Origin of the sequence: Campylobacter vulpis, assembly GCF_014217995.1 — a bacterium.
In the GTDB taxonomy this organism is placed as follows: domain Bacteria; phylum Campylobacterota; class Campylobacteria; order Campylobacterales; family Campylobacteraceae; genus Campylobacter_D; species Campylobacter_D vulpis.
In genome coordinates this window covers 49,720-76,511 of sequence record NZ_CP041617.1, presented here as the reverse complement: position 1 = coordinate 76,511, position 26,792 = coordinate 49,720, and the positions used below count along the sequence as shown (strand labels likewise).

The window sequence follows — 26,792 nt, the reverse complement described above, 5'->3', positions numbered from 1 at the left end:
TTGCCACGCTTTAAAAGAGCAGATTGGCATTTTAAGCGATGGCACGCTTGTGCCTTGCTGTTTGGATAGTGGTGGGGCGATTAATTTGGGCAATGTGCTTGAAAATTCCTTTCAAAATCTGCTAGAAACAAAAAAATTTTTAGATTTAAAGCAAGGCTTTGAAAGGGGGGAAAGGTTAGAAAATTTATGTCAAAGATGTGAATTTTTTAAGACGAAAGCTTGAAATTTGCTATAATATGAAAAATATATAAGGACAAAAATGACTTTAAAATATGTCAATGGTGGAGTGATGAGAAAAAATCTCAATAATCATTTTGACGCCTATTTTACAAAGCCAGAAGTTGCGAAAATGCTTTTTGAAAAAACTAAAAAAATCATAGCAAAATATGAAAATTTAGATAAATACACTTGGCTAGAGCCTAGTGTGGGTGATGGGTGTTTTTACTCGCTTTTGCCTAAAAATAGAATCGGTATTGATATAAATGCAAGTAAATTTGATATTTTACAAGGCGATTATTTGCAGTTTGAGTTGCCTAAAAAGCCCCTTATTGTGATAGGGAATCCACCTTTTGGGCATCGCGGGGTGTTAGCCTTAGAATTTATCAAGCACTCACAAAAAGCGGATTTTGTGTGTTTTATATTGCCGATGTTTTTTCAAAGCTTGGGTAAAGGTTCAGTGCGTTACCGTGTGAAAGATTTTCATTTGCTTCACGAAGAATCTTTGCCACATAACTCTTTTTACCTTGAAAATGGTAAGGAAAAAGATGTGAAGTGCTGTTTTCAAATTTGGAGTAAAAATTATAAGAACGAAAAACAAGAGTTTAGCTGGTATGCCCAAAAAGAAAAGCAAGAGCCCTTTAGTGAGATTTTAAAGGTAGTAACTGTGTCTCTAGCAAAAAATAGGGAATGTGGCAAAGAGTGGATTTTTAATAAAAAGGCAGATTTTTATCTCTCAAGCACATTTTTTAAAGAAAATGCAGTGGTAAAAGATTTTTCACAAGTCAAGTATAAAAGTGGAGTGGCAATTATTTATAACGACAATGCCCCAAAAGAAAGGCTTGATGAGTTGTTTTTAAAAGCTGATTGGACAAAATATAGCTCACTTGCTACAAATGGTTGTAGGCATATTGGCAAATCACATATTTTTAAGCTTTTGCACGAGTCGGGGTTTTAATGGACTTAGAAAAACTTTTATTACAACTCATAGAGCAAAAATATAACGAAGTGCAAAAGAAGCAAAAAAGCGGAATTTTTGAAAAAATTTTACATTTTGAAGGAAATGCAATAGGACAAATTGGCGAAAAATTTGTTAAGGAAGTGTTTAAAGCTTTGAATCTACCACTTGATGAATTGCCTGGGGATATTATCCACGATGAGTTTGACTTACTATCAAATGGTAAAAAGATAGAGGTTAAAACCGCAAGGAAAGGCTTAAACAATAACACTTTTCAATTTAATGGAATCAATCCAAAATATAATTATGATTATATTATTTTACTAGGCATTACAACGCAGAGTGTGCATTATTACATTGTGGATAAGAAACAAGATTATTATTATAATCATACTTTAAGAAAAGAATATATTAAAGTTAATGGCAAAGATAAGCAGCTTGTGATGATGAATCCGGGCAATCAAGTTAATCTTAAGCTGACATTAAATCTAAAAGATTTAAAGTCTATTGCAAATTTTGCAAACGAACTTTATGCTATTTTTACATCAATTTAAGAAAGATTTTCTACAATACTTCTTTTGATTTTAAAGGAAAATTATGCTTTTAACAAATCCCATTATCATCAGTGTTTTGGTGATGATAATCCTTTGTTTGCTTCGCTTTAATGTTTTGCTAAGTGTGCTAATTTCTGCTTTAATCGCCGGACTTGTCGCACAAATTCCTATGCTTGAGACGATGAATACTCTCATCAATGGTATGAAAGGAAATCTGCAAACGGCTCTAAGTTATATCCTTTTAGGTGCTATCGCAGCGGCTATTTCTAAGACAAATTTAACGGCTTTTTTAATCAAAATTGTCAGCCATTTCATCTCACATAAAAAATATTTACTCATATTCTCTTTAGCTCTAATCGCTTGTTTTTCGCAAAATTTAGTGCCTATCCATGTGGCTTTTGTGCCGATTTTAATTCCTCCCTTACTCACGCTTTTTAATAAACTTAAAATCGATCGCAGGGGCGTTGCTTGTGCTTTGACCTTTGGGCTGACTACGCCTTATATGGCTTTACCTTTGGGTTTTGGGCTAATTTTTCAAAATTTACTCGTGGATAATTTAAATCAAAACGGCGTAGCTGTGAATTTAAACGATGTAACAAGCACGATGTTTTTAGCGATTTTTTGTATGCTTTTTGGACTTTTGCTTTCTATTTTCATTTTTTATTCTAAGCCTAGAGAGTATCAAGAAATTGCTATTAAAAATATGGATTATGAAAATATCAAAATGACGCGTAGGGAATGGGGCGTTTTAGCGGGGCTAATTCTTACTCTTGTGTGTCAAATTATGACGCAAAATTTACCTTTATCTGGGCTTTTAGGTTTTATTTTGATGATAGTTTTGGGCGGAGTTAGCTATAAAAAAGTAGATTTAGTCTTTGATGATGGGCTTAAAATGATGGGTTTTATCGCCTTTGTAATGCTTGTAGCGGCTGGTTATGGCGAGGTTTTAAAGCAAAGTGGAGCGGTAGAGGAGCTTGTAAATTCCGTCATTCCTTTTGTAGAGGGAAATAAGCTTCTAGCCATTTTTGCTATGCTATTTATAGGACTTATCATCACCATAGGTATAGGCACTTCTTTTGGAACTATCCCCATTATAGCGACTTTATTTTGCCCTATTTGCTTAGAGCTTGGCTTTTCAGCGAGTTTGATTATTTTCATCATCGGCGTGGCAGGAGCTTTAGGCGATGCGGGAAGTCCTGCTAGTGAAACAACTTTAGGCGTGAGCGTAGGGCTAAATGCTGACAAACAACACGACCATATCAAAGATACTTGTATCCCTACCTTTATCTTTTATAATGGTCCTCTGCTTATCATCGGCACTTTCATTGCAATGTTCTTATAAGTCCCATTTTATAGGTTCTTTGCCTATTTTTTCCAAGAGAGCATTGCTTTTAGAAAAATGTCTGCACCCCAAAAAACCCTGCCTAGCAAGAGGGCTTGGGTGTGCCGCTTCTAGGATAAAATGCTTTTTTGTGTCAATTAAATCTTTTTTGTTTTGAGCGAATTTACCCCATAAAATGAAAATAAGTCCCTCTTTTTCAAGACTTAGTTTTTTAATAACATTATCGCTAAATTCTTGCCAACCCCATAAACTATGACTTAAGGGCTTATTCTCCTCTACGCTAAAAATGGCATTTAAAAGCAAAACGCCTTGTCTAGCCCACGCACTTAAATCACCATTTTGAGGGATTTTAACACCTAAATCCGCATTTAATTCTTTAAAAATATTTCTAAGACTTGGAGGAATTGGCACACCCTTTGGCACAGAAAAACTAAGTCCCATAGCTTGATTTTGTTTGTGATAAGGATCCTGCCCTAAAAGCACGATTTTAAGGGAATTTAAGGGGGTAAGATTAAAAGCATTGAAGGTTAAATTTGCGGGGGGATAGATGATTTTTCCAGCTTTTAAAGTTTCGATATACTGCCTTTTAATGTCTAAAAAATAAGGTTTTTTAAATTCTTCTTTTAAAAATTCTAGCCAGTCGGCACTTATTTTGATCTTATCAAGTTTAATTTCTAGCATAATATCCTTTACTAAATGATTTATTATAGAGATTTCGCATTATTTTATATAATTTTAAATCTTTTGTAAATATAAAAATAACTTTCAAATGCCCAAAAATAATGAGTTATATTATATCTCATTAATTTTTTCTTAAGTATTTTGGAGTATGATTAATCAATTTTAGGCAAATTGTAGTTTGCATAAAATAATCTAAATTATTTAGAAAGGTTCAAAATGGGAACGAGAAAAGAACACGATTTCATCGGCGAGCTTGAAATTGCTGATGATGTGTATTACGGGGTTCAAACCTTTAGAGCTCTTGAAAATTTCCATATGAGTGGAAGGAGTTTAAAAAACTATCCTTTCTTTATTAAGGCTTTTGCACAAGTGAAAAAGGCAGCAGCTTTAGCAAATAAAGAAGTGGGCGTTTTAGACGCTGATAAGGCAGATGCTCTTGCAAAAGCTTGCGATAGACTTATTGCGGGTGAGTTTTTAGACCAGTTTGTCGTTGATATGATTCAAGGTGGAGCTGGCACAAGCACAAATATGAATGTTAATGAAGTTTTAACAAATATCGCATTAGAGAGTATGGGACATAAAAAGGGCGAGTATCAATATCTTCACCCAAATGACCATACAAATTTAGGGCAATCTACAAATGACACTTATCCTAGCTCGATTAAGGTTGCCACACACGCTAAATTGGGCGATTTACTTAAGGCTATGGAAGAACTTAAAAATGAGCTTGAAATTAAAGCAAAAGAATACAAAGATATGATTAAAATGGGTAGAACAGAGCTTGAAGACGCTGTTCCTACGACTTTAGGAAATACCTTCAATGCTTTTGCAAGTTATATTAAAAGTGATATTGCAAAATTAAGTAAGGCAAGAGAGTCTATGGCGGTTTTAAATTTGGGTGCAACTGCGATAGGCACGGGTATTAACTGCCATCCTGATTATAAAAATGTCGTTGAGAAAAAACTTAAAGAAATCACAGGTGTTAATTTCACTCCCGCTGAAGATTTAATTGCCGCTACTCAAGACACAGCCGATTTTGTTTATGTAAGTGGTTGCTTAAAAACCGCTGCAGTGAGACTTTCTAAAATTGCAAACGACTTGAGATTAATGAATTCAGGTCCTAGATGTGGGCTTGGCGAAATTACCCTCCCTGCAATGCAACCGGGAAGCTCGATTATGCCGGGCAAGGTAAATCCTGTTATTTGTGAAGTTGTGGGTGAAGCGTGTTATGAAGTCATAGGTAATGATGTTACCATTATGCTCTGCTCTGAAAGAGGCGAATTTGAGCTTAATGCTTTTGAACCGGGTATTGCTTATGGCTTGTTCAATTCTTTAATTTTACTTGAAAATGCTATGAAAACTCTAGCAAATAAAGCGATCAAAGGCTTAAAAGCCAATCCTGAAGCTTGCAAAAAACTCGTGCTTAATTCTATTGGCATAGTTACTGCCTTTAATCCTGTGCTAGGCTATGAAAAATCGGCAAGTATGGCTAAAGAAGCTCTACAAACAGGAAAAGCAGTAGGTGATATTTGTCTTGAAAGAGGCTATTTGACAAAAGAGGAAATTGACAAAATTTTAGACCCTGAAAATATGCTCAATCCTCAAATGAAAGAAAAAAGAAAAGCTTAATTAACTTTTTATACTAAGGAAAATTATGGATATTATGGTTATTTTAGAACTTATCGTTCTTTTGGGGGCGATTTTTGTCGGTATTAGACTTGGAGGCATTGCTATTGGCTATGCTGGTGGTCTTGGTGTTGTGATTTTATCACTTGTTTTAGGTATGAAGCCCGGAAGCATTCCTTGGGATGTTATCCTCATCATTGCCGCGGCAATTGCGGCGATTTCTGCTATGCAACAAGCAGGTGGTCTTGATTATATGGTGCGTGTAGTTGAAAAGCTTTTAAGAGCAAATCCTCGCTTTATCAACTATCTAGCTCCGGCTTGCGGTTGGTTGCTAACCATCTTAGCGGGAACGGGAAATGCAGTATTTTCTCTTATGCCTGTTGTTGTAGATGTGGCTAAGTCTCAAAATATAAGACCTTCAGCACCTCTTTCTTTGATGGTTGTCTCTTCACAAATCGGCATTACCGCCTCTCCTGTAAGTGCGGCTGTTGTTTATATGAGTGGCGTTTTAGAGGGTTTTGGTTGGAATTATCCTACTCTAATAGGAATTTGGATTGTTACTACTTTCGTTGCTTGTATGGTAACTGCTTTCATCGTTAGTCTTATCACTCCGCTTGATTTAAGTAAAGATCCTGTGTATCAAGAGCGTTTAAAGGCTGGTTTGGTTAAAGATGCGGGTGAAATTCTACACGGCACAGACAAGCCGGGTGCAAAACTTTCTGTGGGAATTTTCCTATTCACAGTTTTAGCCGTTGTTTTATATGCGACTGCCATTTCAAATAATATCAAGTGGATTGACCCTGTAATTATGCCTAGAGATGCTGCTATTATGAGCTTCTTGCTAACTGCTGCAGCTTTGATCACTTGGCTTTGTAAGGTAGAGCCGGGCAAAATTTTAGATACTAGCGTATTCAAAAGTGGTATGACTGCTTGCGTGTGCGTTTTTGGTGTAGCGTGGCTTGGAAATACTTTCGTTGCAGGACACGAACAAGCAATTAAAGATGTTGCAGGTGAGTGGGTTAAACAAACTCCAGCTCTATTAGCGGTAGCATTTTTCTTTGCTAGTATGCTTCTTTATTCTCAAGCGGCTACGGCTAAGGCGATTACCCCTGTTATCATCTCGGCTTTAGGTTTAGCAACTGTTGCGGATTCTGGTATGCTTGTAGCTTGTTTTGCGGCGGTTTCTGCACTTTTCGTTTTACCAACTTATCCAACTTTGCTTGGTGCGGTTCAAATGGACGATACAGGCTCAACAAGAATTGGTAAATTTATTTTTAACCACGCTTTCTTCTTACCAGGCGTTTTAGCTATCGCAATCGCTGTGGCTTTAGGTTTCTTGGTTATCTCACTATTTTAATTCAATTCCCGCTTGAGCGGGAATTTTTATTTGCTTTATTTATTTTTGTTATAATTTTTCATTTATTTTATAAGGAGTTTTGATGAAATTCAAATTCTGGTTAATTTTTATTAGTTTGGGGGCTTTGCTTCTTAGTGCTTGTTCTAATGGTGTCAAAAATAATACAACTTTTGAAAATGCTTTAATAAACAAATATTGCAACGAAGAAATTTACACTACAAATTTGCAAAAATTAGAAAAAAATGATGATGTGATTTATACGGGATTAAATGTAGGCTTGATCGCTAGAAATTGCGGTGATTTTAATAAAAGCAATGTTTTTTTTGATAGGGCTGAAGAGGCTTATAAATATGATGTAGATTTACAAAATGTCGGCAAAAAGGGTGCTAAGGTCGTTGCAACAACTTTGATTAATGATACCATAGTTGATTATGAGGGTTCTTTGTATGAAAGAATTATGGTTAATGTTTATAAGGGCTTAAATTATATGAGTTTAAGCGACTATGCAAATGCTAGAGTAGAATTTAATCGTGCCTTAATGAGACAAGATAAAGCCAAAGAATATTTTGCCAAAGAAATAGAAAAAAATAGAGAAGAACTTAAAAAAGCCAAAGAAGATCCAAATTATCAACAAAATATGAACGAAAATGCTAAGATTATTGATAAAGAATACGAGCATTTATTTGAAGCTTTTGACACGACTAAAAATTTCATCAATCCTTATGCGAGCTATTTAGCTTCCGTGTTTTTCTTTATGGATAATGATTTTAGAAAGGCAGGAGGACTTTTTAGAGAGGTCGCCGCCATCAATTCTAAAAATGCTGAAATCACAAAACAAGCAAAACTTTTTAAAGATGCTTCACGCAAGAGTTCTAAAAATAAGAAAAAATACATTTTTGTCGTTTATGAAAATGGCTTTGGCGTGGTGAAAGATGACTTTACTTTAACCTTACCTTTCCTAGTTGAGGGCAAAATCATTAGTGCGAGCGTAGCTTTGCAAACATTGAAGAAAAGAGAAGGCTCTTTTGAATTTATAAAGGTAAATGGAGCAAAAACTTCTCAATTTGTTGATTTAGATAATATTGTCGCAACGGAATTTAAAATCAATATGCCGGCAATGATTAGCAAAGCCTTAGCACAAACAATTCTTAAAACGACTTTAAATCTTGTAGTAGCAAATAACGACTCCACAGGCGGTTGGCTCACTTTAGCAAGTTCTGTTGCCACAGCGGCGACCAATAAAGCTGATGTAAGAAGCTGGAGAGGCTTACCAAAAAATATTTCCGTAGCTATGGTAGAAAATAAAGGCGAAATCAGCCTCAAAAACCCTCAAGGGGCAGAACTTTTCAACACAACACTCGATAAAAAGAAAAATGCTCTTATAATCGTGCGTTCTTTTTCACCTGTCTTACCCGTCAATGTTCAAATCATCGAAAAATAAAGGCTAAAAATGAAAAAATATTTTCTACTTTTTACTATGCTTTTTTTATGTGCTTGTGCTCCCACACAACAAAATACAAATAAATTTTCTAGTGTAAATTTGAACTCAAATTTACCCAAAAGCCTTGTCAAGCAAATAAAACAACGCATTAATGACAATGGCTTTTTAGAGGTCGAACTCGTGCTAAAAAGCACTTTTGCTAAAGATGTGTTTTATAAGGTAAATTGGCTAGACAAAGACGGCTTTGTGCTTAGAAATTCCGTTAAAGAAGACTATGAGTTTATAAGAATTCCAGCAGGTCAAGAGGTGATTTTAAAAAAACTTGCTTTTGATAAAAGAGCGGTCGATTTTAGAATTGATATGAAAACAAAAAATTAATCGAAAGGAAAAACAATGAAAAAAACAAAAATTTTAACAGCATTTTTAGCAGGGTCTTTGTTTTTAGGCGGTTGTGTGCAAAGCACCTACACAGATGGCAAGGCTTCTCAGGTAAAAAAGGGCGATGCGCTTACTTTAGGACTTGATAGAGAAGATTTTGAAAATGCGGCTGAAACGATGATAAATAGTATGCTTAGCGATCCAGCCTTTGCGAATATTAAGCCTGGAACTAGAAAGGTTATTGCCATTGGTAGAGTTATTAATGATACTCCACAAAGAATAGACACGGAAAAATTAACCGCTAAAATCACTACCGCTTTAAGAAAATCGGGTAAATTTGTGCTAACTTCAGCCGTAGCAGCTGGTGGGGCACTTGATAGTATGAGCGAAGATGTGAGAGAGCTTAGGGATAATGACGAGTTTAATCAAAATACCATAGCTAAAAAAGGCACACTTGTCTCTCCTGACTTTTCTTTAGCAGGTAAAATCCGCCAAGATAATGTCAAGTTAAGCAATGGCAAAATACAGGTAGAATACTTCTTTTTACTAAGATTAACTGACTTAAATTCAGGACTTGTGTATTGGGAAGATGAGCAAACGATAGACAAAACAGGTTCAAGCAAAAGTGTAACTTGGTAAATCTTTAAACCTCAAGTTGTCTAAGTTTCGATGAAGCTTAGACTTTTGATAAACTCAAAGGACAAAAATGAAAAAAATATTAATTAACTCTTTAATTCTCGTAGGTTTTTTATACGCAAAACCCATAGAAATTTCACAAAATGATATTAATTTACAAAATGAGCTTTCAGACGCTAACCAAAAAGATATTAGCCCTCAAAGCTTAGATGATTTTTTTGATGAATTTGCACAAAAATATAATATAGAATATTCTCAAACAAAGGACGGAAAGACCTTTTATACAGGAGAAGCGGAAGTTTTGCTGAAAGAAAATGACCCTGAATTTGCTAAAGCTTTATCAGTAGCTTATCAAAGGGCAATTTTAAATTTACAAAGAAATTTTATAAAAGATGCCTTTGGTAGAAGTGCGACAGAAAGAATTTCAAAATACTATGCGGACAATTCTACCAATGCAAAAGAATTTGAAGAACTTCCTAAGGGCGGGACTATGGAGCAAATTTTTGGCAAATTGACGCAATTAGTGGGTGCAAAACTTGATGCTGCGTTGAAAGATTTAGGTGTTGGCGTTGAGGGATTGAGTGAAGAGCGTAAGAAAACATTGCTTAAAGATGAATTTATCACTAAAATCATAATAAATGCAGCGGGACAAATGAGTGGCTTAGTCCCTGTGCAAAGTATCATAACACATAAAAATGGTGCTTACCGCATAGGTGTTGTAGCTGTCATCTCCAATAAAACGCGTCAAATCGCCCGCGATATGGCACTTGGTAGAGAAAGCCTCATTAAAGGTAAAGGCAAAAATATAATGGAATATTTGCCTAAAGAAAATGCAGGCTTTGCCAATGAATATGGAATTCGCCTTGTTTATGATGAAAATGGTGTGCCTGTGATTTTAAGCTATGGGCATTGGGGCTTCGTGCCAAATGCAAGCGATGCAAGAATTACAAATCGCTTAGAGAACGCCTCTAAAGAAAGTGCGTTAAATCAAGCTAATGCGGCGATTATTGAATTTATAAATCTTAATGTAAGCTTAAAAGATGAGCAAACTACGGGAGATAACTTTGAGCAAAGCATTAAACAAAGCGTTAGCGTTAATGATGGTAGCACGGAGGAAATAGAAAGCACAATGGCAAATGTGATTGATAAAATCAATCAACAAGTCAAAACTAAATCAAGTGGTAAAATTCGCGGAATTCGCACTTTAAAACGCTGGAGTTTCACCGCTGAAAATGGCGTGGAGCATACTGGCGTTGTGAGAGTTTATTCTTTTGCTAATCTTAAAAATACCAACGAAATGCTTCATCAAAAGCCAAATTCTCAAGGCACAACTTCTAAATCAAGCGGAGAAAAGGTGCAAAGAAGCTCTAATATTGTCAATAACATAGACGATTTTTAAGGAGTAAGCAATGAAAATTATTCAAATTTTTTTCTTAAGCTTATTTTTAAGTCTAAGCCTTAATGCAAAAGTAATAACTTCAACTAGCACTCAATCAAGCACAGGTGAGGGGGTGGGCTTGACAAGAGAAGAGGCGATTAATAATGCCATTATTGAAGCGGTCGGTAAAATGGGCGGAGTTAATATAAATTCCCTTAGAAAGTCTAACTCAAGCGTTTTTTCAAATGGCTTAGATACGACTATACAAGATCATTATAGTGAGCAAATTTCAAAAGCGACTAAGGGCAGAGTGGATAGCTATGAGATCAATAGTGTCGAACAAGATGAAAATGGCAAATATATGGCTAATGTTACAATTTTCAAAACTACAACAACTAAGAAGTATAAAGCACCTGGACTTAGTGCGGATAATCGTAGAAGCATCAGCGTCTTTGACTCCACACCAGACCCCACAAAAAGAGGAATTGGTGCTGCCTTAGAGCAAAAAATCATCACAAATTTACTTCAAAGTAGGAAATTTAATGTCTTAGATAGAGATTCAAATGGCTACTATGAAATGGAAAAAGCTTTAATTCAAAGCGGCAATGCGGCAAAAGATGAAATTTACAAGCTTAAAAATGTGCTAGGGACGGATTACATCTTGCTTTTTTCAATTTCTGCACTTGATGGGAAGCAAAAAACAAGTAATTTGACAGGAAAAAGTAAAATAGAAGCTGAGGTTGTGATAGATTATCGTGTGCTTTTATTTGCAACAAGACAAATTAAATTTGCCAACACACTTTCAATGAAAGTTAGCCCTAAAGATAATAGTTTGAGTGCAAATGAGCAGATTTTAAGTCAAATTGCTAACCGAATTTCAAATGATATTTTAAACGCTATTTATCCCTTAAAGGTCGTCAGTGTAGAAAGTAATGAGGTTATTTTTTCACAAATTTTAAATCGAGGTGATGTTTATGAGTGCTTTTCTCTTGGTAAAGTTATAAAAGACTCTTACACAAAAGAAACAACAGGCAGAATAGAAACAAAAAGTGGTAGCATAGAAGTAACACGCTCCACGCCCAAACTCTCTTACGCAAAAATCACAGAAGGTAGTGTTAAGGTGGGCGATATATGTCGTCCCTTAAATCATAATGAAAGTGGAAATGGCTATACAATAGGACGTGATGCAAATTACAAAGTAGAGGAAGGCGGCGGTGTAAATCTTGGTTTTTAATAAAATTTAAAGCTAATTTTTATATAATAAGCCCTTTTATAACTACTAGAGCTTTTAAATCCAAATTTTTGGTGCTTTGTAGGACTACCATTTAAAGGAAAGAGCAATGTATGCTATTATCAAACACAGCGGAAAGCAGTATAAGCTTAGCGTAGGCGATGAGCTTAAATTAGACCGCTTTGAAGCTGAAGAGAAATCTAGCATTGAGGTAAGTGAAGTGCTTGCGATCAATGATAAGGAATTAAAGGTAGGTGCGCCTTTTGTAGCAGGCGCAAAGGTTGTTTTAGAAGTGATTAATCACGGCAGAGACAAAAAGGTCGTAATTTATAAAAAAAGACGCAGAAAAGATTCTAAACTAAAAAAAGGTTTTAGAAGGTCTTTCACACGCGTCAAAGTTAAAGAAATCAAAGCTTAAGGAGTAAAAATGGCACACAAGAAAGGTCAAGGCTCAACGCAAAATAACCGCGATTCCATAGGTCGCCGTTTGGGTGTGAAAAAATTTGGTGGCGAATTTGTCCGTGCAGGAAATATCATCATCCGCCAAAGAGGCACAGCAACTCACGCTGGAAACAATGTGGGAATGGGTAAAGATCATACCATTTTCGCTTTAATTGATGGCTTTGTCAAATTTGAAAGAAAAGATAAAGATAGAAAAAAAGTCTCCGTTTATCCTGCGTAAAGATGAGGAAGATGTCCTCATCTTTTCCTCGTAAATTTTCAAATGCACCGCGTATCCTCTTTGTATGCGAAGTAAAACAATCTATTTAAAACCCATTTTTAAAGCCCAATAAAAAGATTTTAAAGATAAAATCCTACCAAAATCCCCAAAGCAAAATGGCAAAGATAAGTAAGATAACATTAAGTTTATAGAGTATGAAAAGCTTATATAATGCCTTTTTAGAAAGCAAAAGGCTTGAGAATATCATACTCAAACCCATCGTCGCATCTAAAATCCCAAACTCTGTCATATCGCCCTTTTCAAAGGTAATTTGCACAGAGAGCATAAAGTTAAAGAGGGCTAGGTGGATCATGCTAGAAGTTTTTATTTTTTTTCATTTGTGTAAGTTTCCTCTTTTAATTCACTCGCTTTTGTGAGGTAAAAAACACCATAAAAAAGACAAATAAGAAAAGCAAAGAGCTTATTAAAATAATCATTTGGGGCTTATCTTTAAAATTAAAGTGGCAATAATGGGTCCTAGCATTAAACTTGCTTGATTCGCACCCATCGATAAGAAGCTCAATTTAAGAATTTTTTCCTTAGTATGAGTCTTTGCTAAGACTGGAAACCACGCCTCCCAACTTGACTCCATAATAAAAAAGAAGAGCCAAAGTGTAGTATTAAGGCAAGGATTAAAAGTTGATGTTGCGTAAAAAATAAGAGCAAAGTGGTCGAAAAAGAAACAAAAAGTGCATAAGCTGTGAGTTTTGAGCCACTCATGGTTTTATTTTTGTAAGATAAAGGCACTAAGATAGCGGGTAAAAAAGTCAAGGCAACTAAAATCGTTAGGTAAGAAAAGGAGTAATTTTTCGTCGCCATAAGCTAGTGAATCGCAAGGATTAAAGCCTCGCAACTTAAGGAGTAAAGCCCTGAAAGTAAGATATAAACATACATCATTCAAGCTCGAAAATCTGTTCACTCAAAGCATTTGCCAAGTCGATAGGTAAGGTTGTCTTTTCTTTAAAGAAATGATTGCCCCAAATCAATTCCACAACCTCCTCTCTCGTACTCCAGTCCTTCGCCTCTACGCTTTTATCTCCAATATTTGCTGTGATTTTAAGGCTGGTGAATTCTTGAGGGGAGTTTTTGAGGCAGATGAATCCTTTTGATTGTGCCTATTTTAGCCTTTAAAAAGGCTATGCTTGTGGTTCTTTTTGCTTCTGGAACTTCGTAATGTTCTAAATTAGCACCCAAATAAGAGGCAATGTGTAAATGATAAAGATTGAAGTCAAAAGCGTTTTCTATCTGGTCCATTATCCCATCTCCTCCTGTTCTAGTGCCCACCTCTATGAGATAAAAATTTCCATTCTTAATCTTAATCTCCACATGTGCAATACCCATATCAATGCCTAAAGCCTTACAAGCTCTATGTACTAGGTCGTTTAAGGCATTGTCTTTAAGCCTATGGCTTGGCACTAAATGTGTCATTTTGCTAAAATAAGGCTCATTGAAAAGATATTTTTCACTCACGCATAAGGTTTTATAAAAATTCTTTCCGTAAAGCACTTCAACAGAAATCTCCTCTTTAGAGGCTAGATATTCCTCTATCAAATACTTATCGCCTTGGATTTTAAATTTTCTTTATGTTTAGCGATGAGTTCTTTTGCCTCCTTTAAGCCCTTTATCGCCTCTGCCTCATTAAAGGCTAGAAAAACGCCCCCACTTCCACCAAAATCATAAGACTTAATGATTAAGGGAAAGCCTATTTTAGCAATGGCAAATTTTAGCTCGCTTTCATCTTGGAGCAAAAAGAATTTAGCATTTGGAAGTTTAAATTCCCCAAATTTGAGTTTCATTTTTAATCCTTTTTAAAATAATGAATGTAGAGTCTCCAAACGCCTCAGTATCGGTATTTAACGAATGCTCCACCTTAAAACCAAAAGAAGAAATTTTCTCAATTAGCTTCGCTTTTCTCTTTCCAAATAAGGAATAACTTCCAAATCTATCAATTTATCTCCATCTTTTGCTCCAATATGCCGCTTTATGATATTTCCAACAACCATTTGATTTTTATCATACAAATGAGGGGGCAAAGAAAAAAATCCTTTTCCCCAATTTCTTTGACAATGATCGATGATAAAAATTCCTCCCTTTTTTAAAATTCTATGCACATTAAAAATGTGCTTTTTCTCTCTTGCTCATTAACTATCATATGCAAACAACCCATATTAATAGCCGTATTAAAATACTCATCTTCAAAAACATTTAAAAAGAACATTTGCCTCTATAAAATCGATGTCTAAATTTTGAGCCTTAGAAAGCTCTCTAGCCTTTGTTAAAACAGAGCAAGATATATCCACACCTATGTGACATGAACGCCATTCTTTTTTAAAAATATACTATCCCCACAACCCAAATCAATAACTTTTTTATCTCTAAAATAGCTTTTAAATTGTCTATGAATTGCAATTAAAGATTCATTAGCTAAAGTTGCTTTCCCAAATGTTAGCCTCATTTTGATAAATTTTTTCATAACGCTTTTCATAAGCTAGATGGTAAGGATTTAAATAAGAGATAAATTCTTTAATTTCCTTAAAAACTGCGTATGATTTATTTTATTAAATTGTTTTTTATAAAATACTTGCACGCAAACCTTAGAATCTTTTTTTGCAATGAGGCAAAATTTAGCATTTATAATGATAATTTCTTGTTTAAATGCAAAATTAATTTCATTTTTATCAAAATTTTCATAATCGTCAAATTCTGCATCTTGTGCGTATAAAATAATAGGATCTGATAGCTCAAAAAGCTCTATTTTATCAAGTATATTTGTATGATTGTATCCTAATTTTAATGCCAAATTCTCTAATCCACCCTCTTTTTTAAAGATCTAATAAACGAATTTTTCCATTATTTTCCTTTAATTTTGCCCTTTCAAACATTTCATAAATAATGTTGCGTTATGCCTTACTTTCTCCTATAAAAGTATAATCAATACCCCTATCAAGCATTTGCAACACTTCATCACAGATAAAAATATTTAACAGCTTTTAAAAGTTTTATTTTTTCTTTATAAAAACCAAAAGGCAAACTCGAGCGAGTCTTTTTAATTAAAACATCTATTAATTCCATCTTATCAGCCAAAACAAAAACTAAAGATGCGTGAAAATCATTAAAAAAGTAAAATCTCAATTCCCCAAAACAATTCCAACTTTTAAATAATGCCCCTACATCAAGCTCTATCAAATCTACATCATATAAAATTTTAACCTAAAGGCTAAAAAGCTAGCATCTAAATCCTGCAACCCTTCATCATTTTTTATTCTCAAAAATCGATAAATTTTTTCCATATCTTCTAAATTGTGAGTGCAAAATAAAAACAAGGCATAATGTCAAGTTAATGCAATCTCATCGAATAATTATTTATCCATAAATCACATACATATTTTGCATTAATTTTTTTGCATCATAATAATGGCATAAAGCGTGAAAAGCATAAATATTCTTTCGATTATTTTTTAATGTGTATTTTGCTGATGAAAAAGACTGATTGCAAATGCAATTTTCATTAAGTATAAAAGCCTTTATACCCTCATAATAAGAATAAAATTTATCCGCAAAATTAACTTTCATAACATTGAGTGTTTCAAGCATAAAACTTTTGAGTCCAAAATTAAATTCTATCATATGACATACATAAAACAAATAAACATCTTTAGGATTTTTATTAAGATATTGCAAAATCACCTCTCTTGCCTCTAAATATTTTTCTCAAGAATAATCCTATAAATCTCATCTAAAATACATTCACCCAATTTATCATTTAAAATAATGTAATTTAAATATCTTTTGATTTTTCACTAATTGATTTCTCTCTATAGAAAGTAAAATTTCAATAAGATAAATCCGCAAAATACTTCTTGGCATCTCATCATTCATAGGGTCAAATAAGTCAAAAACCCTATTTTTACTCATAAAAAAATATATCCTCTAAGCACTTTTCAAGAAGTATATTTTCTAAATTTTTCATCACAACTCCACAATCATATTTTAAAAATTCTACATTCTATTTTTAAATCATACAATTATTTTTTACAGAAATAAAAAATATAATCTAATTTGTTACAATTTTCCACAACTTAAATCGTTTTACAAGTATGCTTAAAAATTTAATCCTCAAAAAGCTCGTCAAGAAAAAAAGAATACTCTAAACCATTTAGCTTTTTTATATCATTTTTGAGTATTAAAGGCTAAAAAAATTTGATTTAGATTTCTTAATTTTCCTTATAAAAGAGAATTTTAACCAAACCCTCACAGCAATTAAACATTAAAAACTTAGTTTCAACTTTTTGACACTAAATTTTCAACAATCAAATTTCAAAAATCAAACAAAAATTTTTTAATACGACTTTATAAGGTTTTTTAAGAGAGTTTAAAAAAACTTAAAGCAATAAAAACTAAGTTCTTATTAAGGCTTTCATAAAGAATTCAACGGCAAGAAGACATTATAATAAAAAATAATAGGCTTAAAAAAAGAGCTTTTTAATAGCTCATTTATATTATGCAAAGTAGTCAAATATAAGATAATAATAATTCCAAATTCATCAATTTTCATCATTTTAAATCGATACTTAGAAAAATTAGCAAATGAGTTATGTGGCATTTAATGTCGTTTTATTTTGCAAATTATTTTACCTGTGCTAAAAAATTTAATTTTGTGTCATTTTAATTCATTAAAACTAATTAAGGAGCATTCAAACAAAAAGTGCTTAAAATATCGGCATTTGTTTATTGTATAACTTGGCTTGAAAGGAAGTTTGTAGAAACTAACAAGTCCGCAATGAGCTACTTTCCCCCTGCCAGTAAGGCGTAGTATCATCACCCACGATGTGCTTAGCTTCTTGGTTCGGGATGGAGCAAGGCGTTTCCACATCTGTATAATCACGGACATTGTTATTTAAATGTTTTATGGATATTTTATTTAAACTTTCAAAGATAAGCTTAATTTAGGATAAATTCCTAGCTATGAAATATATCAAATCATATCTTGCTAATAAAGCTTAATGAAATCTCATCTTTAGTTTAGAACTAAAAACACTTAAAAAACAATGTTAAGAGCAAGTTTTAATCAAACTTTTTACACTTATATTAAGGTTAAACCTTAACAAGGAAGTGATGCTTATTTGTTTTTTATTTTTTGTCTTAGGCTAGGCAGAGTGAGCGTAGCATATTGATAATATGTGAGCGAACTCTAACGACACATAAGCAAAAAAGAATAACAAATATTTTAAGATAAGCCAAACGCTCTATTAGTACTGGTCAGCTAAAGGACTTTCATCCATTACACACCCAGCCTATCAAACTAGTAGTCTTCTAGAGAGCTTAGAGAAGATTCATCTTAGAGTTGGCTTCACGCTTAGATGCTTTCAGCGTTTATCCTTTCCAAACTTAGCTACGCTGCGATGCTCTTGGCAGAACAACAGCTACACCAGTGGTTTGTTCAACCCGGTCCTCTCGTACTAGGGTCAAATCTCTTCAATCTTCTTACGCCCACGGCAGATAGGGACCGAACTGTCTCACGACGTTCTGAACCCAGCTCGCGTACCGCTTTAAATGGCGAACAGCCATACCCTTGGGACCTGCTCCAGCCCCAGGATGCGATGAGCCGACATCGAGGTGCCAAACCTCCCCGTCGATGTGAGCTCTTGGGGGAGATCAGCCTGTTATCCCCGGGGTACCTTTTATCCTTTGAGCGATGGCCCTTCCACACAGAACCACCGGATCACTAAGACCGACTTTCGTCTCTGCTTGACTTGTATGTCTTGCAGTTAAGCTGGCTTATACCTTTATACTCTACTAGCGATTTCCAACCGCTATGAGCCAACCTTTGTAAGCCTCCGTTATTATTTGGGAGGCGACCGCCCCAGTCAAACTACCCACCAGACATTGTCCCACTTGAGGATAACTCAAGCTGGTTAGCTACCCAAATAAGAAAGAGTGGTATCTCAACAATGGCTCATATACAACTGGCGTCATATACTCAAAGCCTCCCACCTATCCTGCACATTCTTATCCAAATAGCAGTGTCAAGCTGTAGTAAAGGTCCACGGGGTCTTTCCGTCTTGCCGCGGGTAGGAGGAATTTTCACCTCCACTACAATTTCACTGGATCCCTCTTTGAGACAGCTCCCATCTCGTTACGCCATTCATGCAGGTCGGTATTTAACCGACAAGGAATTTCGCTACCTTAGGACCGTTATAGTTACGGCCGCCGTTTACTCGGGCTTCGATCAAGAGCTTCGCTAATGCTAACCCCATCAATTAACCTTCGAGCACCGGGCAGGCGTCACACCCTATACATCCTCTTACGAGTTAGCAGAGTGCTGTGTTTTTGGTAAACAGTCGGGAGGGACTCTTTGTTGTAACCTTCTTTGCTTTCGGAGTAAATCCTAATACAAAGGGAGGCACACCTTATACCGAAGATACGGTGCTATTTTGCAGAGTTCCTTAAAGAGAGTTCTTCCACGCGCCTTAGAATACTCATCCCACCCACCTGTGTCGGTTTACGGTACGGGCAACATTAGCTAAACTTAGAAACTTTTCTTGGCTCGACGGCATCAGGGGTTCTTCTCGCTGTCCGAAGACTTTGAAAAGCCTTTCAGTTCTCGGTGTATTCTTACACGGATTTGCCTGTGTAAGCACCTACGACCTTAGACTAGCACTTCCATCCGCTAGCCCCCTTAGCCCTAAGCGTCCTTCCATCGCACACTAATGTTGGTATAGGAATATTAACCTATTTGCCATCGCTTACCCCTTTCGGACTCAGCTTAGGACCCGACTAACCCTACGATGACGAGCATCGCGTAGGAAACCTTGGGTTTACGGCGTTAATGATTCTCACATTAATTATCGCTACTCATGCCTGCATGCTCACTTCTATTCGCTCCAGCACTCCTTGTCGGTATACCTTCGACGCAAATAGAACGCTCTCCTACCACTTGCACACAACTTAAATGACTTAACTTTTAATCTAAGAATATTTTGACTAAATTCACTAAGTTTATTTCTATTCTTACTCTATATAAATCAGTAAAAATATAACTTAGTTTCTATATTCTAAACTTAAATAATCTAAGTTGTGTGCAAGTCTAAAGCTTCGGTACTTACTTTAGCCCCGTTATATTTTCCGCGCAAAATCACTAGACCAGTGAGCTATTACGCTTTCTTTAAAGGATGGCTGCTTCTAAGCCAACCTCCTGGTTGTTTAAGTAACTTCACATCGTTTTCCACTTAAGTAAGATTTGGGGACCTTAGCTGTTAGTCTGGGTTGTTTCCCTCTTGACGACGGATTTTATCACTCGCCGCCTGACTGCTGTGATTACATATAAGGTATTCGGAGTTTGATAGGGTTTGGTACATTGGTGTATGCCCTAGCCCATTCAGTGCTCTACCCCCTTATATTACGACACAACGCTATACCTAAATATATTTCGGAGAGAACCAGCTATCACGAAGTTTGATTGGCCTTTCACCCCTATCCACAAGTCATCCCATAGCTTTTCAACGCTAGCGGGTTCGGTCCTCCACTAGTTCTTACACTAGCTTCAACCTGCTCATGGATAGATCACTTCGTTTCGGGTCTGCAGCATCTGACTTAGCGCCCTATTCAGACTCGCTTTCGCTACGGCTTCGCGTTAGCTTAACCTTGCCAGACACCACAACTCGCAGGCTCATTATGCAAAAGGCAGTCCATCACCCTGGATTGCTCCATAGGGCTCTGAATGATTGTAAGCAAATGGTTTCAGGTTCTATTTCACTCGGCTCACCGCCGTTCTTTTCACCTTTCCCTCACGGTACTTGTTCGCTATCGATCTGGTAGGAGTATTTAGGGTTGGATAGTGGTCTACCCAGCTTCAGACAGGATTTCTCGTGTCCCGCCCTACTCAGGATACTGCTAGCTAAGGTTAGGTTTTTGCATACGGGACTATCACCCTCTATGGCTACACTTTCCAGAGTGTTCTGCTAACCTTTCCTCTTGCACATTGCAGTCCTACAACCCCCAGTGCAAGCACTGGGTTTGCCCTCTTACGCTTTCGCTCGCCGCTACTGACGCAATCTCTTTTGATTTCTTTTCCTGAGGGTACTAAGATGTTTCAATTCCCCTCGTTCGCTCCATTATGGTAATGTATATCTCTATACATTGGGTTGCCCCATTCGGAAATCTAGGCATCAAAGCTTCTTGACAGCTCCACCTAGCTTATCGCAGTCTAGTACGTCCTTCATCGCCTCTACCAGTCAAGGCATCCACCATTCGCTCTTAGTAGCTTACCTTTTTTCAACCTTCTTTAGCGTCAAGGCAAAGCCTTGACTAAGAAGCAAACTAAAGGCCTACCCCGCCAAGCCTAATGTAAAATTAAGCTAAGTAGATAAGGCTAACTTCCTTCTTATTAAACTAAATCAGGTTTTAAACATAATCAACTGATTGTGTTAATTCTAAAACGCATCACTTCCTTGTTAAAGTTTAATGATAAAAGAGCTATATAAATTTTTGATGATTTATATAAAGACGGAAAGTGTTTAATCTTTAGTTTCATATTGAAAAATAAAGTCAATGATGTGAAGCTAAAGTCGTGTATTAAACTTTGAATTTCTTCTATCCTTTAACAAGTTCAGTAAAATTGTTTTTATTAAAACTTGCTTGTGACTCTTAACAATGATAAGTTAAAGAACACCTTTCTAAAAGGAGTTAAAATATTTATTTAGACTTTTTTTTAGAAAGTGAAAGTTGAAATTATACATAAAGAAACTTAAGGGAAGATGAAATGTGGGGAAGTTTTATGAAAAAATATTAAGCCCCCAAAGGGGCTTAATATTCTAAAATAAATTTTTAAATTTGTCTAAAGCATCTAATTTTTCCCAAGGATAGTCTTTCTGCCCTACCTGTCCTCTTGCGGCAACATCAGCGTATAAAAATGTGCTTTCGCTTGGCTTATCAAGAGCAAATTTATCTCTAATCCAATTAGGAGTTAGTGCAAAATTTTCCATTACAAATTCGCTTAATTTATTATCATCAACACTACCCAAATTTGTCCCCATGCAATCCACACTTACAGAAGTTGGCTTCGCCACACCTATAGCGTAACTTAATTGCACTATACATTTTTTTGCAAGTTTTGCAGCAACAATGTTTTTAGCTAACCATCTAGCCGCATAAAGTCCGCTTCTATCAACTTTAGTGTAGTCTTTACTAGACTGCGCTCCCCCACCTATAGGCGAGTAGCCGCCAAAACTATCTACGATAAGTTTGCGTCCTGTTAAGCCACTATCGTGTAAGGAGCTGTGATTGACATATTTACCCGTTGGATTAATTAAAATTCTCGTTGTTTCAGGACAAAAAAGCTCTTTAGGTAACTTTGTTTCCAAAATAAGCTTCATCACTAAAGCTCTCAATTCCTCTATTTTCATACTTTCCACACAAGGAGCAGAAACTACTATGGTATGAATTTTTTGCGGAGCACAATTTTCAAAATTTGCTTTCGTGCCATAATCAATAGTAACCTGCGTTTTTATATCTACTCCAAGCTCGTGCGGATTAGCCTTAGCATAAGCATAAACTTTATCGCAAAGCATTCTAGCATAACTAATCGCCGCTGGCATATACTCCTCTGCTTCACAACTTGCAAAGCCAAACATTATGCCCTGATCTCCGGCACCTGTTTCGCCGTCCTCTTGATCGACCCCTTGATTAATGTCTGGGCTTTGCTCGTTTAAAAATACCATAACATCGACTTCATCAGGGTGCAAACATTGCTCTTTGCTAAAATGTCCAGCCCCATCATAGCCTATTTTTTTCAAAACATCTTTGACCAAATTATCGTAATCAGTCTTACTAAGCTTGTGATTTGACTTAACTTCGCCTCCTATCACAACCTTATTTCCTGCGACAAAAACCTCACTCGCCACTCTTGAATTTTTGTCATTTTTCAAGAGTATATCCACTATTGTATCAGCGATTATATCAGCACACTTGTCAGGATGACCTGCACTTACGACTTCTGAAGTGAATAGATACATAAAAGTCCTTTCGTAAAAAATGAAAGGGCATTATACAAAATTTAAGTTACAATAACTCAATTCTTACATTTTAAACTTATATATAGTAGGCATCTTAGTCACGGACGAGATATCCATAAAAAGTTCGAGCTTCAAATTTGATATACGCATTAAATTTGCACATTATTTAGGATATGTGAGATAAATTTTCCAAAATATACAAGCTTAAAGAATACGCAACCACACACATTATAAAACATACAAACAAATCAATTATTTTAATAATATTTGGTTTTCGATCTATATAAAAACTCAAAAATTTAGCCCCATAACCCAAAGAAAAAAACCATAAAAACGAAGCGCTTAAAGCTCCTAACGCAAAAAGAATTTTTTCATTAAAAGAAAAATTTAAAGCTGCACTACCTACCAAAAAAACAGTGTCCAAATAAACATGGGGATTAGCAAGGGTAACAAGTAGAGTCAAAATTATCACTTTTTTTAATGAAGGAAGCTTTTCTTTTGCTAATTGTATTTTCATAGGACTTACAAAAATAGCTTTTAAGGATAAAAAAGCATAATATAGAGCAAAACACGCACCGCAAAAGGCTAAAATAAGGGCTAAAATTTTATTTTTCGCAAAAATTTCTCCTACGCCAAAAATACCTACACTCATCAAAATCACATCACACAAAAAACAAATGGAACAAACAATGAAAATATAGTGATTTGATAAAGCTTGTTTTAAAATAAAAGCATTTTGTGCCCCTATAGCTGCAATGAGGGATAAAGAAAGCAAAAAACCCTTAAAAAATACACTTGCCATAGTTCTGTCCTAAAAATTTACACACATTTTTGAGAAAATCTTTTATATCATCATATAAAGTTTTCAATCATAACACATATTTTAAAATGAGAATTAAATTTAAAAGGCTTGTTTAAAATTACTTTATAATGTTAATAAATTTAGCAAAAATCTTGCATAAAATCGCATAAGATGAGATCTTTTTTCATCAGCACATTTGGTAAAATAAGTTTGTTATCTTTATAGTTAATATTGCTTTAGGTTCAGCACCCATTATATTCAATCAATTCATCGCAAAACTCTTCTTTACCGTTTTTGATACCATTAGAAAAGTTATTGTAACACTAAATATTCTAAACTCCCCATTCGCTTGTATGGTTCTAATTCCATTAACTTTACCACTTTTATATGGTGTTTCAACACCAAAATCTCACTCATATCAATCAATATTCTATCCTTATCACTCCTACGCTCAACCCCTACTGCATTTGCGACACAAACTAAACTCAAACCCACGAAAAAATCCTTTTAAAAAAGGCAAATCGACTTATTTTAATCCCTTAAACTCCTCTATTCTAAATTTAGAATAGCATTTAAATATACAAAAAAACAAATCAGCAAAGAAAATAAAGAATAAATGATAAAAGCAACTAAAGATAAAAACACCAAAGAAAAATAAAAAGAACAGATTACCCTCAACATCTTATCCAAATCTTTATGGTGGGCCTAACAAGACTTGAACTTGTGACCTCACCCTTATCAGGGGTGCACTCTAACCAGCTGAGCTATAGGCCCTTTATAATGGTGGAGAATAGCGGGATCGAACCGCTGACCTCCTGCGTGCAAAGCAGGCGCTCTCCCAGCTGAGCTAATTCCCCAAAATTAGCTTATCAATCTTTAAAATCTAAACAAGGACAATTGAATAAGTTAGCTTTGTGAGAAAGCTACTTTTATACTCTATCCTAACGAAAGGATAAAGTTGTACTCTAGAAAGGAGGTGATCCAACCGCAGGTTCTCCTACGGTTACCTTGTTACGACTTCACCCCAGTCGCTGATTCCACTGTGGGGGATAACTAGTTTAGTATTTCCACTTCGAGTGAAATCAACTCCCATGGTGTGACGGGCGGTGAGTACAAGACCCGGGAACGTATTCACCGCAACATGGCTGATTTGCGATTACTAGCGATTCCGGCTTCATGCTCTCGAGTTGCAGAGAACAATCCGAACTGGGACATATTTTATAGATTTGCTCCACCTCGCGGTATTGCGTCTCATTGTATATGCCATTGTAGCACGTGTGTCGCCCTAGGCGTAAGGGCCATGATGACTTGACGTCGTCCCCACCTTCCTCCTCCTTACGAAGGCAGTCTCCTTAGAGTGCTCGACCGAATCGTTAGCAACTAAGGACGAGGGTTGCGCTCGTTGCGGGACTTAACCCAACATCTCACGACACGAGCTGACGACAGCCGTGCAGCACCTGTCTCAACATTCTAGCAAGCTAGCACTTCCGTATCTCTACAGAATTTGTTGGATATCAAGCCTAGGTAAGGTTCTTCGCGTATCTTCGAATTAAACCACATGCTCCACCGCTTGTGCGGGTCCCCGTCTATTCCTTTGAGTTTTAATCTTGCGACCGTACTCCCCAGGCGGTATGCTTAATGCGTTAGCTGCATTACTGAGATGACTAGCACCCCAACAACTAGCATACATCGTTTAGGGCGTGGACTACCAGGGTATCTAATCCTGTTTGCTCCCCACGCTTTCGCGCCTTAGCGTCAGTTGAGTTCCAGCAGATCGCCTTCGCAATGGGTATTCTTGGTGATATCTACGGATTTTACCCCTACACCACCAATTCCATCTGCCTCTCCCTCACTCTAGACTATCAGTTTCCCAAGCAGTTTAATGGTTAAGCCATTAGATTTCACAAGAGACTTGATAATCCGCCTACGCGCCCTTTACGCCCAGTGATTCCGAGTAACGCTTGCACCCTCCGTATTACCGCGGCTGCTGGCACGGAGTTAGCCGGTGCTTATTCCTTTGGTACCGTCAAAATTCTTCCCAAAGAAAAGGAGTTTACGCTCCGAAAAGTGTCATCCTCCACGCGGCGTTGCTGCGTCAGGGTTTCCCCCATTGCGCAATATTCCCTACTGCTGCCTCCCGTAGGAGTCTGGACCGTGTCTCAGTTCCAGTGTGACTGATCATCCTCTCAGACCAGTTAAGCGTCATAGCCTTGGTAAGCCTTTACCTTACCAACTAGCTGATACTATATAGTCTCATCCTACACCGAAAAACTTTCCCTATCTAACTTATGTTAAATAGGAGTATGGGGTATTAGCACTCATTTCTAAGTGTTGTCCCCCAGTGTAGGGCAGATTAACTATACCTTACTCACCCGTGCGCCACTAATCCACTTCTAGCAAGCTAAAAGCTTCATCGTTCGACTTGCATGTATTAGGCACGCCGCCAGCGTTCACTCTGAGCCAGGATCAAACTCTCCATATTAATTTCTTTAATATAGGCAAAGCCTCATTAAGAGAAGTAAGACTAAAGATAAGATTGTCCTAAAACAATCATCTATGCTTAAGGTTTGCCCTTAGTATCTTTAGTTTAATCATATGAAGTTTTAATCTAAAACTTTTAATGTTTATTTCACTTTATTTATAAAGTGTGGCTCAATCGTCACTTATTTAGATTTCAAAGATTGACTATAAGATTTGAATAACAATATTGATGTTAAAGAACAGAACTTTTTAGGTTTTTAATAAGGCTTAAAGCTGAGATTAAAAACAAAAAGAAATGAAATTATAGTAAAGAAAGCTTAAGGGGAGGTTAAAGTTAAAAGATATAGAGACCCTTTTCGAGTCTCTATGTTAATTTATAATTTGAAAATTTGAATTTCTTTTTGGAGATTACCGCTAAGGTCCTTAAGTTCCATCATAGAATTTCTACTTTCTCCAACCACTTTTTGCGTTTGCTCTGAAATGTTTGCAACAAAATTAATTTTTTCTTCAATCTCATTCATCAAATTTACCTGTTCTGCAACTTCTTTATTGACCTCTTGTGCTTTGATAAGACTATCATTTGCTTGATTAAAAATAATCTCTACACTATCTCTAACACCCTCACTTAAAGCTTTACCTTGAGAAATAAGAGGGATAGATTCTTCAATAGCACCCACAGTAGCTAAAGTTTCTTCTTGAATTTTTTTATTTATCATTGCAATTTGCTCTGTTGCTGAGCCTGTTTTTTCTGCAAGTTTGCGGATTTCATCAGCTACGACAGCAAAGCCACGCCCTACTTCACCTGCTCTTGCTGCTTCTATGGCGGCATTAAGAGCGAGTAGATTAGTTTGTTCAGTTATCTCGCTAATTAATTCTGTGCTTGTGCCTATGTTTTTGGCGTGTTCATCAAGCAGGTTGATTTGTTGAGAAATTTTAGAAGAATTGTCTGCGATGAATTCCATTTGTGAAGCGGTATC

Annotated in this window: 24 protein-coding genes, 2 tRNA genes, 3 rRNA genes and 1 pseudogene; 13 read left to right on the top strand and 17 right to left on the bottom strand. The window is 36.0% G+C overall.

Annotated features, from left to right (window positions below; all coding sequences use genetic code 11):
• Window position 1 precedes the first annotated feature (1 nt).
• From CVULP_RS00380 to CVULP_RS00365, 4 genes and pseudogenes are all read left to right on the top strand, one after another.
• Window positions 2–223: pseudogene (locus CVULP_RS00380) on the top strand (SPASM domain-containing protein); the annotation flags it as partial.
• Between the two features lie 36 nt (window positions 224–259).
• On the top strand, window positions 260–1,174 hold the full coding sequence (locus tag CVULP_RS00375) for an SAM-dependent methyltransferase (protein ID WP_099507389.1): 915 nt from the start codon (window positions 260–262) through the stop codon (window positions 1,172–1,174).
• On the top strand, window positions 1,174–1,728 hold the full coding sequence (locus CVULP_RS00370) for a restriction endonuclease (protein WP_099507390.1): 555 nt from the start codon (window positions 1,174–1,176) through the stop codon (window positions 1,726–1,728). The genes CVULP_RS00375 and CVULP_RS00370 overlap by 1 nt, the downstream gene beginning before the upstream one ends.
• A gap of 43 nt (window positions 1,729–1,771) precedes the next feature.
• Window positions 1,772–3,070, top strand: coding sequence for a Na+/H+ antiporter family protein (locus CVULP_RS00365; protein WP_099507391.1), 1,299 nt, complete (start codon window positions 1,772–1,774; stop codon window positions 3,068–3,070).
• On the opposite strand, the gene ung is transcribed toward CVULP_RS00365, so the two are convergent.
• A complete protein-coding gene (gene ung / locus CVULP_RS00360; protein WP_099507392.1) occupies window positions 3,065–3,751 on the bottom strand; it encodes a uracil-DNA glycosylase in 687 nt (228 codons plus the stop codon). The two genes, CVULP_RS00365 and ung, sit on opposite strands and share 6 nt — an antisense overlap.
• 216 nt (window positions 3,752–3,967) lie before the next feature.
• Here ung and CVULP_RS00355 point away from each other — a divergent pair, with 216 nt between their 5' ends.
• From CVULP_RS00355 to rpmA, 9 genes are all read left to right on the top strand, one after another.
• Entirely contained in the window at window positions 3,968–5,380 is a 1,413-nt protein-coding gene (locus CVULP_RS00355) for an aspartate ammonia-lyase (RefSeq protein ID WP_099461307.1), read from the top strand.
• A gap of 25 nt (window positions 5,381–5,405) precedes the next feature.
• On the top strand, window positions 5,406–6,734 hold the full coding sequence (locus CVULP_RS00350; protein WP_099461306.1) for an anaerobic C4-dicarboxylate transporter: 1,329 nt from the start codon (window positions 5,406–5,408) through the stop codon (window positions 6,732–6,734).
• Window positions 6,735–6,816: 82 nt separating this feature from the next.
• Window positions 6,817–8,175, top strand: coding sequence for a hypothetical protein (locus CVULP_RS00345; RefSeq protein WP_099507393.1), 1,359 nt, complete (start codon window positions 6,817–6,819; stop codon window positions 8,173–8,175).
• Window positions 8,176–8,184: 9 nt separating this feature from the next.
• The gene (locus CVULP_RS00340) at window positions 8,185–8,553 is read left to right on the top strand and encodes a YcfL family protein (RefSeq protein ID WP_099507394.1); all 369 of its coding nucleotides are present in this window, start codon (window positions 8,185–8,187) and stop codon (window positions 8,551–8,553) included.
• Window positions 8,554–8,568: 15 nt separating this feature from the next.
• On the top strand, window positions 8,569–9,192 hold the full coding sequence (lpoB, locus tag CVULP_RS00335) for a penicillin-binding protein activator LpoB (RefSeq protein ID WP_099461303.1): 624 nt from the start codon (window positions 8,569–8,571) through the stop codon (window positions 9,190–9,192).
• A gap of 67 nt (window positions 9,193–9,259) precedes the next feature.
• Window positions 9,260–10,588 (top strand): DUF6844 domain-containing protein, encoded by a 1,329-nt coding sequence (locus CVULP_RS00330; protein WP_099507395.1) that lies wholly within the window; start codon window positions 9,260–9,262, stop codon window positions 10,586–10,588.
• Between the two features lie 10 nt (window positions 10,589–10,598).
• Complete coding sequence (locus CVULP_RS00325) at window positions 10,599–11,801, top strand: CsgG/HfaB family protein (RefSeq protein WP_099507396.1); 1,203 nt, start codon at window positions 10,599–10,601, stop codon at window positions 11,799–11,801.
• A 106-nt stretch (window positions 11,802–11,907) separates the two neighbouring features.
• The gene (rplU, locus tag CVULP_RS00320) at window positions 11,908–12,216 is read left to right on the top strand and encodes a 50S ribosomal protein L21 (protein ID WP_099461301.1); all 309 of its coding nucleotides are present in this window, start codon (window positions 11,908–11,910) and stop codon (window positions 12,214–12,216) included.
• 9 nt (window positions 12,217–12,225) lie between these two features.
• Complete coding sequence (gene rpmA / locus CVULP_RS00315; RefSeq protein ID WP_002800974.1) at window positions 12,226–12,480, top strand: 50S ribosomal protein L27; 255 nt, start codon at window positions 12,226–12,228, stop codon at window positions 12,478–12,480.
• A gap of 133 nt (window positions 12,481–12,613) precedes the next feature.
• Here the strand turns inward: rpmA and CVULP_RS00310 are convergent, their stop codons facing one another.
• The 16 genes from CVULP_RS00310 to CVULP_RS08790 form a co-directional block, all read right to left on the bottom strand.
• The gene (locus CVULP_RS00310; protein ID WP_180753048.1) at window positions 12,614–12,769 is read right to left on the bottom strand and encodes a hypothetical protein; all 156 of its coding nucleotides are present in this window, start codon (window positions 12,767–12,769) and stop codon (window positions 12,614–12,616) included.
• A gap of 806 nt (window positions 12,770–13,575) precedes the next feature.
• Window positions 13,576–14,070 carry an ATP-grasp domain-containing protein gene (locus CVULP_RS00305; RefSeq protein ID WP_099507398.1) on the bottom strand — a complete coding sequence of 165 codons (495 nt, stop codon included), beginning with the start codon at window positions 14,068–14,070 and terminating at the stop codon, window positions 13,576–13,578.
• Complete coding sequence (locus tag CVULP_RS00300; protein ID WP_099507399.1) at window positions 14,067–14,315, bottom strand: ATP-grasp domain-containing protein; 249 nt, start codon at window positions 14,313–14,315, stop codon at window positions 14,067–14,069. Before CVULP_RS00300 ends, CVULP_RS00305 begins: the two co-directional genes overlap by 4 nt.
• A gap of 299 nt (window positions 14,316–14,614) precedes the next feature.
• A complete protein-coding gene (locus CVULP_RS00295) occupies window positions 14,615–14,737 on the bottom strand; it encodes a hypothetical protein (protein WP_257874354.1) in 123 nt (40 codons plus the stop codon).
• An 84-nt stretch (window positions 14,738–14,821) separates the two neighbouring features.
• The gene (locus CVULP_RS00290) at window positions 14,822–14,992 is read right to left on the bottom strand and encodes a hypothetical protein (protein WP_265415672.1); all 171 of its coding nucleotides are present in this window, start codon (window positions 14,990–14,992) and stop codon (window positions 14,822–14,824) included.
• A gap of 30 nt (window positions 14,993–15,022) precedes the next feature.
• The gene (locus tag CVULP_RS00285; protein ID WP_099507402.1) at window positions 15,023–15,319 is read right to left on the bottom strand and encodes a hypothetical protein; all 297 of its coding nucleotides are present in this window, start codon (window positions 15,317–15,319) and stop codon (window positions 15,023–15,025) included.
• A gap of 164 nt (window positions 15,320–15,483) precedes the next feature.
• Entirely contained in the window at window positions 15,484–15,705 is a 222-nt protein-coding gene (locus CVULP_RS00280; RefSeq protein ID WP_099507403.1) for a hypothetical protein, read from the bottom strand.
• 177 nt (window positions 15,706–15,882) lie between these two features.
• A complete protein-coding gene (locus tag CVULP_RS00275; RefSeq protein ID WP_213315929.1) occupies window positions 15,883–16,200 on the bottom strand; it encodes a hypothetical protein in 318 nt (105 codons plus the stop codon).
• A gap of 1,091 nt (window positions 16,201–17,291) precedes the next feature.
• Window positions 17,292–17,408, bottom strand: a 5S ribosomal RNA gene (rrf, locus tag CVULP_RS00270).
• A 339-nt stretch (window positions 17,409–17,747) separates the two neighbouring features.
• Window positions 17,748–20,789: ribosomal RNA gene (locus tag CVULP_RS00265) — 23S ribosomal RNA — on the bottom strand.
• 543 nt (window positions 20,790–21,332) lie between these two features.
• On the bottom strand, window positions 21,333–22,532 hold the full coding sequence (gene metK, locus CVULP_RS00260; RefSeq protein WP_099462252.1) for a methionine adenosyltransferase: 1,200 nt from the start codon (window positions 22,530–22,532) through the stop codon (window positions 21,333–21,335).
• Window positions 22,533–22,698: 166 nt separating this feature from the next.
• Window positions 22,699–23,334 (bottom strand): LysE/ArgO family amino acid transporter, encoded by a 636-nt coding sequence (locus CVULP_RS00255; RefSeq protein ID WP_099462250.1) that lies wholly within the window; start codon window positions 23,332–23,334, stop codon window positions 22,699–22,701.
• A gap of 697 nt (window positions 23,335–24,031) precedes the next feature.
• Window positions 24,032–24,108 (bottom strand) — tRNA-Ile (locus CVULP_RS00250).
• Between the two features lie 7 nt (window positions 24,109–24,115).
• Window positions 24,116–24,191: transfer RNA gene (locus CVULP_RS00245), tRNA-Ala, on the bottom strand.
• Window positions 24,192–24,303: 112 nt separating this feature from the next.
• A 16S ribosomal RNA gene (locus tag CVULP_RS00240) occupies window positions 24,304–25,816 on the bottom strand.
• Window positions 25,817–26,189: 373 nt separating this feature from the next.
• The gene (locus tag CVULP_RS08790) at window positions 26,190–26,777 is read right to left on the bottom strand and encodes a methyl-accepting chemotaxis protein (RefSeq protein ID WP_252196060.1); all 588 of its coding nucleotides are present in this window, start codon (window positions 26,775–26,777) and stop codon (window positions 26,190–26,192) included.
• Between the last annotated feature and the right edge of the window lie 15 nt (window positions 26,778–26,792).